Genomic DNA, 12,253 nt, shown 5'->3' with positions numbered 1-12,253 from the left:
ACGCAGAATGATTTCTAAATTTTTTATTGAGCGGCCTATTTTGGCAAACGTTATTGCACTACTCCTAATTTTACTCGGATTGGTTGCTATAATTGTCTTACCTGTATCTCAATATCCAGCTATTGTTCCACCCACTATTCAGGTAACTACTACATATCCAGGTGCCGATGCAGAAACCTTAATTAAAACCGTAGCCTTGCCTATTGAGCAGCAAGTCAACGGAGTGGAAAACATGCTCTACATGCAATCCACCAGCACTAATAATGGCACATATACCTTAATTGTCACTTTTGCTATTGGAACAGATCTGAATTTTGCCCAGGTATTGGTACAAAACCGAGTACAATCTGCAATGGCGCAATTGCCTCAATCGGTACAAAAACAAGGAGTGCTTGTACAGCAAAAGTCGACCAACATTTTACAGTTTATTACCTTAACGTCTAAAAACAATGAATATGATGGTTTATTCTTGGATAATTATGCAGCAATTAACATGCAAGATGAGCTATCACGTTTGCCCGGAGTAGGAAATGTAGTTATTTTTGGAACGGGTACCTATGCGATGCGTGTTTGGCTTGACCCTCAAAAAATGTTGGCTTATTCCTTAAACCCAAGTGATGTTCTTGAAGCTATTAGCCATCAAAACCAAGAGATTTCATCAGGGCAAATTGGAGCTCCACCATCAGCAGGGAAACCCGCTTATCAATTTACAGTGAATGTTCCAGGACAACTTGCTAATGTAGAGCAATTCTCCAATATCATTGTGAAGACGATAGCTCAAAAGCCTAACCAATCTGCAACCAGTAATAGGATTAATAATAGTGCTCAACTTGTACGTATCCGTGATATAGGTCGTGTTGAATTAGGTTCTAATAGTTATAACCAGCTGGCGAAATTAAACAATAAACCGGCAGCCGCTATTGGTATTTTTCAACTTCCTGGTGCTAATGCGTTAGAGGTTGCTTCTGAAGTACGAAAAGCAGTGGAAAAAATGTCTAAAAAATTCCCTCCGGGGATGCAGTACTCTGTTCCTTTTGACACGACTATTTTCGTAAAAGCGTCCATTGATGAAGTATATAAGACTTTATTTGAGGCAGGTATTCTCGTATTAATTGTTATCCTTGTTTTCCTTCAAAACGCAAGAGCAACCCTCGTACCTACCACCACCGTACCAGTAACGATTATTGGTGCTTTTTTTGCTATGCTTGCATTAAGTTATTCCATTAATTTATTAACCTTATTTGCTCTAGTGCTGGCAATAGGGATTGTCGTAGATGATGCAATCGTGATTGTTGAAGGAGTGACGCAACATATTGAGCGAGGAACACCTCCAAAGGAATCTGCTATTCATGCTATGGCTGAATTAATGGGGCCTGTAATTGGTATTACCCTAGTTCTTATGGCTGTATTTGTGCCCGCGGGTTTTATGCCTGGTTTAACGGGAGCAATGTATGCTCAGTTTGCATTGGTTATTGCAGCTACAGCATTTATTAGTGCAATCAATGCGATGACGTTGAAACCCACTCAATGCGCTTTATGGCTTAAGCCTATTGATCCGCAAAAGAAAAAGAATATGGCATTTCGTTTTTTCGATAGGATTTATTTACCTATAGAAAATGCCTACATAGGATTCATAGATAAACTGGTACATAAAAATAAAACAGTTTGTCTTGTAGGTTTTTCCTTAGTAATTATCGCTATCCTAGGTTTAAGTCGTATTCCTACCGGTTTTATTCCCATTGAAGATCAAGGCTATGCTATGTTAAACGTGCAATTACCTGATGGTTCGAGTTTGGAACGCACTGAGGCTTTGATGCATGATTTAAGTGAACAAGTATCTAAAATTGATGGGGTGGAAAACGTAATCACCATCGATGGTATTTCGCTTTTGGATAATAGTGCTAGCCTTCCTAATGGTGCTGCACTTTATGTGATGTTTAAAGATTGGAGTGTGCGCGGTAAAAAAGAAGATTTACTGGAAATGTACAAAAAACTAAGTGCGGTGGCACGGAAAAACTTAGGCGCTAAAATTTTAGTGATGATCCCTCCTGCTATTCAGGGTTTAGGAAATGCCGGGGGCTTCCAAATGCAAGTTGAATTACAAGATGGTTCTTTTGATTATCGAAAATTACAAACAGCCACTGATGAATTAATTCGTTATGCAATGCAGCAGCCTGAACTACAGAGAATGATGACTTCATTTCGAGCCTCAGTGCCACAACTTTCAGCACCAATCAATAGGGTCAAAGCAGAATCTTTAGGTGTTTCTATAGGTGATGCATCCGATGCGTTACAAACTTATCTTGGTTCATCTTATGTGAATCTTTTTACAAAATTTGGCCAAGTATTTCAAGTCTATGTGCAGGCGGATGCTCCTTGGCGAATGTCTATTGAAGATGTACGCAATTATTACGTTAAAAATAAATCGGGTGAGATGGTCCCATTAGGAACACTAACGGATATGACTCCGACTACAGGGCCCTCCATTATTTCTCTTTATAACCTTTACCCTTCCAGTAATATTTATGGCATGTCTGCACAAGGCTATAGTTCAGGCCAAGCGATGGCGGCCTTAGAAAAAGTAGCGCATCAGGTATTACCTGCAGGGATCTCTTTTGAATGGACGAGTACCGCTTATCAAGAAAAAATCGCTGGAAACCTGAGTTATTATATTTTTATGTTGTCGCTGATATTAGTGTATCTCATTTTAGCAGGTCAGTATGAAAATTGGGTGGCTCCAGCAGCAATCTTATTAAGTGTTCCATTAGCTTTAGTTGGCACCGTGTTGGCTTTATCCGCTTTGGGAATAGCGAACAATATGTACACGCAGATTGGGGTTTTATTGCTTATTGCTTTGGCAGCGAAAAATGCTATTTTGATTGTTGAAGTAGCACGAGAACAACATGAATATCATAACAAATCCATAATGGAAGCCGCGGTAATTGGTGCAAAAACACGTTTTCGCCCCATTTTAATGACTTCTTTTGCCTTTATTCTTGGTGTGATGCCTTTAGTATTCGCTACAGGAGCTGGAGCTAATGCTCGTAAGTCTATTGGTATTGCTGTATGTAGTGGGATGTTGGCCTCAACATGCCTTGCCGTAGTTTTTGTGCCTGCTTTTTATGTGATGCTCCAAAGTTGGCAGGAACGTAGAAAAGCAAAAAAGAAGGCAACACCTTAAAATAGGGCGGGTTTCCAATCGCCCTAAGGCTAAACAGCCAATGGTCTCCAATAATTCACGATTTTAATGTTATTCTGTCCACTTATTTGATTTTTTTGTTGTCATTTTGATCGTTAATATATCATGCTGGTCTTGATTATGGTAAACTTATAAAGGTGACTGTGTGGTGAGAGTTTTATAATGACGACATTAAAACAACAGCAAGCTCAAATAGAATATTTTGAAAAAATTACTACTCTAGCGATTCAGCAAGCGATACAAAAAAAACCATCCTCTTTGCTTTTTGATCCTCAAGGACGAGTGTTGATTGATGTTAAATTATCTGCAAAGGCACAGAGTTTATTCAAACAAGGCTTCGGTAAAACTAGAAACCCCTCTCTAATAACCACAGTGAGTTTGGATGTTACACAAATCAAAGAACTTAATGAAGAATACAAGCGTCGCTATGGTCTTGATGAGTTAAATAAAGAACAGTTAGATAAATTATCAACTGCTAGAGGGAGTATTGTCCCTCTCCAACAAGAATTTCATTTTCACTTGGCACTTGCTGCACGCACTTACACAAAAGTTGACAATAGACGGTTTCCTAAGGAACAAATGGAAATAGCGCATCAAGAAGCGATGAAGTGCATACAACCATTAATTGAACAGGAATTTGCTAATGCATTAGAACAGGCTAAGGAAGGAAACACACTCAATGACGTGGCCCTTATTCAAGAGTTAGATAAAGCACGAAAAAAAATTTCTGCAGAAGCACATAGTATTTTAATGCAAGAAGTGCTCAAAGAAACAGGACAACGTTTATCAAAAGAAGACTTAAAGAAAATAGAGAAAAAGCATTTAGCTGAAAAAACAACAGCCTCTCCTAATGACTTGTTACACATCGATCAATCATTAGAGCAAGCAATTTGGATTTCTGGCTCCGAAAATACTGCTCATGAGCGTCTACCTCACCTGCCAGGAGCATATGCTCTTGCCGATAGACAAATTGTGACTCTCGCACTTAAAGAAGAAAATCAACGGCAGGCGCGTTTACAAATTAGAACACCTTCGCTTGATGTGAAAAAAAATCTTTCCATGGACAGTGCGATTGATGATGTTAGTGTGAAACTCTTAAAACTTGCTGATAAATATTCAATCCAAGATTCTATCTCTGCAAATCCATTAGGACGCAAAGCATTTACTTATAATCTTCATACCGCAATTAATCATACATTAGATGATTGGTTTAAAGATAATAAACAATCATGGGGTGCGCGGGCCATTTTAAATGGTGCTCACTTATATAATAAAGCGCAACTTAAAGCAAAAACCCCCCAACCTTTTTGCTTGGTACAAAATTTATCAGTTAATGGTTTTGGCGATAGTTTGGGATATGGGTGGAATATTAGTTGGAATAAGCTGAGGAATGAGGCCACTTTAATGGCTGAAATGGCAATGCTGCAAAATCTGGTGGGACCAAATGACGATCTGCATGAAATTCAGAAGGTATTTAAATATTATGAGCAGTTCTTGGAAAAGTGTAATGGGCATGGTGAACACTATTTTTCTCGATCCGAAGAAGGTCAACTAGCCATTGCGCAAATTAAAGCAATTAAAGCAGCATGGATCCAACAAGATACAAGAATACATGAGGAAGATGCTACTCCAGTTGAAAAAGCAAAAGACGCTTTAAAAACAATCATGGCCAATAATCTGCATCACACTCATGAATATGCCAAACTCGTGCAATCACTTTCTATATTTATTGAAGAAGCCTCCATCGCCGGATGTAAAAGTGGAAATGAGCGTGCGCAAGCAATTAATGGTAGAGTCGCGATTTTAGATCATGAGGCTAGTAAATCGGACAGCACTATTTTTAAAGCTATGGATGTTTTAGCAAAGGCGAAACCCAATGAGGTTAAAAGGCTTGCGTCTGACTTAAAACACAATTTAGATGATAAATATAATAATCACTTACAAACAGGCTTATCATTAATTAGCGATGTCGATCAAGGTGCCTCTGCTAAAGTTAATGCCAAGGCCCCATGGTATAAATTTTGGACAAGACTTAATCCAAATTACGCCGAGGAGCCTTCATTAACCCATCTATCGCAAAAAAAATCTGGAAATATGCAGGCACACAAAGGACTTACGGAAGCGATGGCTACTGCTTCAGGGCATCCTAAGAGTTTTAGTTCCTATCTTGGACTTGGCAAGTTGGGGATGGCATTGAGTATTATTGCCTTCCCAATTAGCTTGTTAGTAGTTGCTGGGATTTATCAGTTTTCTTATAAACCTTATAAAGAGAAACTGATCGCTAAAGCGGAACTAAGAATAAAAGAATGTGAAAAAATTTATGCAGAACGTATAGAACAGAACTCCCAAAAAATAGTTGCCAGCTATGAAAAGGCTAATCATCAACTGCATGAGCCTAAGGCAGACGTGGGATTGTTTGACAAGGAGCAACCTGTAATGGAGCAGGAGCAAGAAGGTGTTCATCATACTAAACTCTTCGCTGCTCCTCATGAGCCATTAACTGTTAAAGCAGAAGATATTCATCAGCATATGGGCCAATTTAAAGGTGTTTTAGCGCAAATTAAACCACGACAACAAAACGAAGGTCCAGAGGTTGATTATGAAGGGCTGTCACTTAAAGCCAAACATTGATGAGTGATTAAACCACACTATACAGAATGAGTATTTTTTTCTTAAAGCCCATTAAATACTTGTTGGAGAGCGTTTTTTAGAAAGAATGGCTTTTATTTCTTCTTTTATTGGTTCCGATAATTGCGTTAAAGGAAGCGTATTTAATCCTGACTCTTGATATAAATTTCTTATTTTATCGTTTTGTATTGTTTTTAAATGCAGAGAAATTGTTTCAATATCTCCTCTTGCCAAAGGCCCTGTGAGTGCTTCTGCGATATATTCTGTGTGTTGTAAATTATCTAAATTTCCTTGCATTAATTTTACTATCATTTGTCGGCTTTGTCGGGTATTGATTCCTGCTTTAAGAAATAATTCCTCACTACAAGCAGCCAATGTAATTAGATAATTCGAGGCCATGCAGGCTGCGGCATGGTAGATTGCTTTTGCCTCAGGTTTAATGGCTATAAGGTTGGCGCCCAATTGAGTGAAAGCGTTTTTTAGCCACTCACAAACTTCATTATCCCCTTCTAAAACACAATCAACTTGGTCAAAAGCAGTGGGATCTAAGTAATTTATTTGGAATGCTTTTAAAGGATGAAAACTCGCAATCAAACAGCCTTTTTTTCTTAATGGAGTAAGTAAAGCAGAGCTCAATACTCCACTACAATGAATCACAAAACTATTTGGTTTTAAAGTAGGGCTCTTGGTTAAAATTTCTACAACAGATTGAATGGCATCATCATTACAGCAAATCCAAGTGATTTCAGCTTCTGGTAACAACTCGATTTTATTCACTGCCCTACCAGAACCAATTTCATGACACGCGTTTTGAGTGCTGGTTAAGTTACGATTGCATATGGAAAACGATGAGATAAGCTGTGCTGTAGATAAAGCTAACGCAATATTTTTACCTAATCGACCTGCACCTATGATATTGCATTTCATATTTTTTCCGTTCAAAAAAAGGCATTATAAATGATGCTCTTATAAAAGGCACAAAAAATACATTTTTTGTAAAAATTTATCACCATTAGCACGAATTATTGGTTATAATACTCTCAATTTGCTATGTTGAGAATGAATTATGCCTTATTTGGTAACAGGAAACGCACAACAAATTTTCCATGCATTTGGACAAGATTGGGCCGTTGCTGAAGGAAAAGATGATATTGGAACAATTCACTTAGATTTTCCACGAACCCATTTTCTGGGTACCTCAGAAGATGCCATAAAACATTTTGACCTATGGAATACTAAAGCTTCGGGGCGATATTATTTGCAAGGTAATATGTCTGCAGGGAATTTGCACTATTTACTCGGCGCTAATCCTCTTATGAAGGAAGAGGAAGATCCAGAGTCTTACAAAGCAAATGTGGTTCGTCAACATTTTGCGTATGTGAATGATGAAGGAGAACCCTGCGGGCTTATGATTATGTATCGAAAAGATAACCCAAAGCAATGGATTATGGGATTAGTGAAAAATGGTTATGCTGAGCCTAAAGATAGAGAGCTTCTTTTTTTATCAAGCTTTGATCTGGCTCCATTTATTTCTGTACCGGATCAAAAAGAACCTATTTCTTCTGCTGCTACGCCTATGCCAACAGTCACTGTTTCTCGTGTCGATTTTTTGGATAATCCATTAATAAAGCAAATTGGCGCCGATTTACCACGTAGCTTATTAAAAGATGTCGTGAGTGACGAAAGTGGTGAAATAAATTTACGCGTGCAGCGTGTCGAATTAATGACACGGAAATTACAAGTGGAACAGGAAACGGCAAGATTATCCGATCCTATTCCATATTCCGAACTCAACATAGCTGCATTGTTTGCAGACAATCGTGCCCTGGATTTAATTATCCACCATAACTTTGCCAACTTATTTCCTTTATCCTCTACTCTACTGCATGAGCTTTTGAAAGAGCCCAGCTCCTTGCGTCAAGAGATCGAGGCAATTAAATTAACTCAAGATGAAAATCGCAACAAGAATTTATTAAAAATGGTGCTTGTATTTTATAAGCATGGATTGTTGGAAAAAAATCGGCATCTACTTAATGATCCGGTGCTTGTGCAAACATTTGGCAGCTTCATGGGGGATGAAGTACAAATTAAACTCATTCCTTTTTTAAAACAACGCAAATATCCTGATGGCTTAATTCGCCATATTTTATCTGAACCGGCCTATTTTAAAGCCATAGGGATGTTGGTGGATTTGCAGCCGGAACTTAACCAAGATGTCCCACAATTTTTTAAAGACCCCAAAAAATTGGAAGATTTAAAATTTATTCATTCTTTATCTAATGATGATACCAAGAGGCTTTGTTTGCTTTTTTGGGTTTATGAAAACTTATCCGAAGATGGTTATCAACAAATTATTACGGCAACCAATCGTTATCCATTATTAGCCTCCACCTTAGTTGCTTTAGAGCAAACAAAAACTAAAAGAATTGATCAATTACAGGAGCTGGCTTTAAATCCCAAAGATCATTTACGAAAATCAATTCTTCACCATTTTCGAGAAGAATTAAATACCTTACATGGTGTCTCCACAAATTTGCGCGAGCTTCCCCTTCAGGCTTTAGAGGCAGCAAGTGAGTCCTTAATCTTATTGAAAAAATCAAAAGTTACTGATCCTCAATCTTATCGTTTGGTATTAGATAAAGAGAGTAGGGGACATGCTTTGCGACTCCTTTTACCGCAATTAACAAAAATAAAGAATGATGAGTATCGAAAATTATTAATTGAAATTCTTTTGGTTGGGGCAAAATTTAATGTTGAATCTCAGGACAAGAGGGTGGATGAGATAAAAGGTCCTGAAGAATTAAAAGAATTGGCTATCGATTTTCATGAATGTTTTAAGTGTATTATGCAATTGCAAGATTTCATGTGTGAAAAAGAAGCCATTGAATTTGTGGCCCAAAAAGATTCTGAAGAGGCTAGACGTTTCCGTCAAGTCATCTTGTGCATTTTGGAGCAATGTAAAGTAGTCGATAGGCAATTATCTGGATCACAGTCTTATAGAAATATGTTTCTGAAATGGGAAGCAGAGCAAAAAAAATATAGAAAAGCATTATATCAAATCGCCTATGAGGGACTCACAAATCCTAATGCAAACATACGCCCCCAATTACAGGAGGCTGAAGATAAGATTTTAGCGATTGTTGATCCTAAAATTGAATCAGACATTTATAAGGCACTCATTGTTTTCGCAAATATCATTATTACTGCTTTATCTCTTAGCCTTGCAAATGTCATAAAATATAAAATTACTGGTAATTTTTGGTTTTTTAATCAAACTCGTTCAGGAGAGGAACTACGTGCTCTTGATAGAGAGGTTTTTGAGCTTATTACACCAGAAAAAAATGATGAAGTTAACTCTTGTGGGATACTCTCCCCATGTTGAAAATAATTATGAGTTTGATATAACAGAAATTAGTAACTCTTCTTTAGATTCTCTGTTTTTTCAGCGGTTGCCGTTCTTCTAAGCTGACCCGGCTCCCTGAGCTATTCTTGAACTCGTGGGAGCGGTCCCTAAAAAAAGCTTTATTGTTCAGGCAGTAATCAAATAGCAGTTCACCCTCAAAAAATACAATAAATGGTCTAAAAGATTAAATTTTGATCCACTGTTTAGTTTCGTTGTTCTTTGTATGAAAATTATTCTTGAACTTCTTAAAAATTTCTGCTTAATATGAACTATTCTATATGGACGACTGTGAATTAATGGATTAAAAAATGGCAATACCAAAAAAAGCACTGAGGCATAGTCAATTCATCACGAAAACCCCTATTTCTGATGGCTCTCATAAAGTTTATTCTGTCTCGTTTGAAGAAGAAGGTATTACTAAAAAAGCCTTTTTTAAAGAACTTGAACCTCAAAGACATTACCCAGAGCTATTAGCTAAAATAAGTGTAGCCACTTCTTCATTCAAAAGATCATTTCAGGGAAAAAGATCGGCTGAAGAACGATTAGTTTTTGATGATGAAGATCGATTAATTGGGACTTTGTCCATTTGTGTTGATAATTTTAAACCTTTTCATTATGCGGAAGATGGAATTCCCGTGAATAGCACTTTAAGAGAGCAAGTTGCTCCAAGTGTGAAAACTTTAGTTGAAAAAAACTTTATAGAGCTGTTGTTTGGGAGATGGTTTCTTGATGATGATGATGCTCATCCGCATAACTTAAGTTTGGATGCCGATATCGATTTTGATATGTTTTTTTATTGGTTTACTATTCATATGAAAGAACCAAGATCAGTCATAGGCATTCCTAAAAAGCACGTTTTTCTTTCAGTGCCAGATTACGAGGCATTTCCTAATGTTCAAGATTCTAAGCCTTATCATTGGGCGCCATACACACATCCAGGCAAAGTAACTATTCCTGTACTCTTGCCAGGGCAAGAACAGGTTCTACCTAAATTATTACCTAAAGCCTATGCGGATCCGGTGCAATTTGCACGTTTGGCTCAAGATTCTGTTGCGCAAGAACAAAAACTTGCAGCGGCTTTAAAAGTATTATTAACGTATCAACCTGAAGTACAACGTAAACGCTTAACGGAGCTTTTTGGTGATTTAACATTAAATTACACTTCTTTAGATGAAACAAATAAAGAACTGCGTGCAAAATATGAAGAGCTCTACCCTGATCTTTGCAATGAAAAGACAAATGCAGAGCCCTTTGTTGATTTTATGATGAAGCTCTATCAGGAACATTATGATAACTTATATCGAGTGGTCGTCTTTTACATGGGATGTGTTAATAATGGTTATGGTATCCCTTTGCCACCAACGTGTTTGGCTCTTTACCAAAAACCTTCTTTTTATCGTAATATCGAAAAATGGGTCAACAATGAGAATAATACAACTTACGCGAAAGAAGATGAATTTAAATACGATCTCGCTGAGTTACAAAAACGTTATCATCAAGTTTGGCGTGATGCGTTTGCTCCAACGTTAAAAGAACTTCTTCATAGTTCATACCGACTCACCAATACATTACTCCAGAAGACTACTAATCCACCCCATGTTCAGATCTCTGAGATTATCAGCAAAAAGGTTACTGATGATAGTTTAACCAGTGCATGGGAACTTTTTGGGAATATGCCTGAGCTCACTGTTGAGACCATTGAAGAAAAAATTAGCGTCGATAAAGACAGTAATCTGCGCGATGCTTTACTGGCGTTAGTTGCATTTACTAACGAGTTTCGTGCCATTACGAAAGACTATTATATCAAAGAACGTAAAGACCTTACTGAAGAAGATAACCTAGAGTTTTCAACCAAACTTACTTTACTGCATCAGAAATACAACTTAGATATTCGCAAAGCTTTAGCGAATACAACACCTTGCGCTGTTGAATTTCATAATCTTTCATCGAGTCTTAAATTAATTGCTGAACAGGTTAATTTCCCGCTGCACTTGACCACTACAGATGAGTTGATGGAAGAAGCGTTACTTTCTGTTAAAAAAGACGTGTTGCCTTTCACTCATGATGATGTGAAAAAACAATACCATGATTCTTTATTTATTTGGGCAAAAAGTTTGAGGTCAGAAGAGTTAGAGCGATATGTTATGGAGATTATCGATAAAAAATATGCTCCTTTATTGTCTGCTTTTTCATTTCGTCAACGAACAGAACCAGTGAAAGAATATTTAAAAGAGAGCGTGAATGAGAGTGGTGATAATCGATTAGCTTATATTTTAAGCTCCGGATCTCAGCAAGATGGCGCTTTAAATAGGCTTATCATAGAGGGACTTACTCCTTTAATGCTGCAAGAACATCCTATACCCAGTATTGATGTTGCCATTAGAGATAAAAGTTTTGAACGGGGTATAGCCGATTTTACTCGTGATGTAGTGTTTTTTGCAAAGAAAGATAAACGATTTACTCATCCCTTTAGTGAGATGGGGATTTCATTAGTCTATAAGGCTGTTTATAATTGGGTGGATAGTTTAACGGAAAAATCATTTCAAAGTCTCATTAAGTCTTCATTAAAACAATATGAATCAAAAACATGGGGTAGTTATTGGGGCTCCTCAAGACGCACGGAGGTTGAGGGTTATCTTAAGGGGAATTGTAATGCAAGAGCATTGGCTATGATTTTTATGAATGGCTTCGATTCTTCAACATTAAACGAGTGTTTATTTACTAAAATAGTGGAAACAATTAAAAAGGAATTTGCCAGCGGAGAGTTCCCGGCGATGCAGCAAGATCCAAAATATCAATTAGTTGCAAATTTTAATTTGGAAAAACATAAAGCGTTTTATCTTGCTAATCTGAAACATCATAGTGAGACCATTGCCGCGTCACATCGTCAACTCCAAATTACTTACAGTTTAACGCATTAGAAAAGATAGGCTATATTTAAAGGAGCATAATGCGACAGAGAGTGTTGTATTTGGTGTTTGCGCTTTTTGAGTGCACAAATCATCGTTTGTGACTCTTAAGCG

At 37.4% G+C, this 12,253-nt stretch carries 5 protein-coding genes; 4 read left to right on the top strand and 1 reads right to left on the bottom strand.

Annotated features, from left to right (window positions below):
* Positions 1–7 precede the first annotated feature (7 nt).
* Together DYH34_RS17320 and DYH34_RS17315 are read left to right on the top strand one after the other, a co-directional pair.
* Positions 8–3,181 carry an efflux RND transporter permease subunit gene (locus DYH34_RS17320; protein ID WP_058464275.1) on the top strand — a complete coding sequence of 1,058 codons (3,174 nt, stop codon included), beginning with the start codon at positions 8–10 and terminating at the stop codon, positions 3,179–3,181.
* A gap of 180 nt (positions 3,182–3,361) precedes the next feature.
* Complete coding sequence (locus tag DYH34_RS17315) at positions 3,362–5,830, top strand: hypothetical protein (RefSeq protein ID WP_058464276.1); 2,469 nt, start codon at positions 3,362–3,364, stop codon at positions 5,828–5,830.
* Positions 5,831–5,881: 51 nt separating this feature from the next.
* Here the strand turns inward: DYH34_RS17315 and DYH34_RS17310 are convergent, their stop codons facing one another.
* The gene (locus DYH34_RS17310) at positions 5,882–6,754 is read right to left on the bottom strand and encodes a Rossmann-like and DUF2520 domain-containing protein (protein ID WP_058464277.1); all 873 of its coding nucleotides are present in this window, start codon (positions 6,752–6,754) and stop codon (positions 5,882–5,884) included.
* 139 nt (positions 6,755–6,893) lie between these two features.
* On the opposite strand from DYH34_RS17310, the gene DYH34_RS17305 reads away from it, so the two are divergent.
* Together DYH34_RS17305 and DYH34_RS17300 are read left to right on the top strand one after the other, a co-directional pair.
* Complete coding sequence (locus DYH34_RS17305) at positions 6,894–9,209, top strand: hypothetical protein (protein ID WP_058464278.1); 2,316 nt, start codon at positions 6,894–6,896, stop codon at positions 9,207–9,209.
* Positions 9,210–9,538: 329 nt separating this feature from the next.
* A complete protein-coding gene (locus tag DYH34_RS17300; protein WP_058464279.1) occupies positions 9,539–12,151 on the top strand; it encodes a hypothetical protein in 2,613 nt (870 codons plus the stop codon).
* Positions 12,152–12,253: the final 102 nt, after the last annotated feature.

The sequence above is a fragment of the Legionella cincinnatiensis genome (assembly GCF_900452415.1).
GTDB lineage: Bacteria > Pseudomonadota > Gammaproteobacteria > Legionellales > Legionellaceae > Legionella > Legionella cincinnatiensis.
The sequence above is the reverse complement of the archived record's forward strand: the minus strand, read 5'-3'. Positions and strand labels throughout refer to the sequence as shown.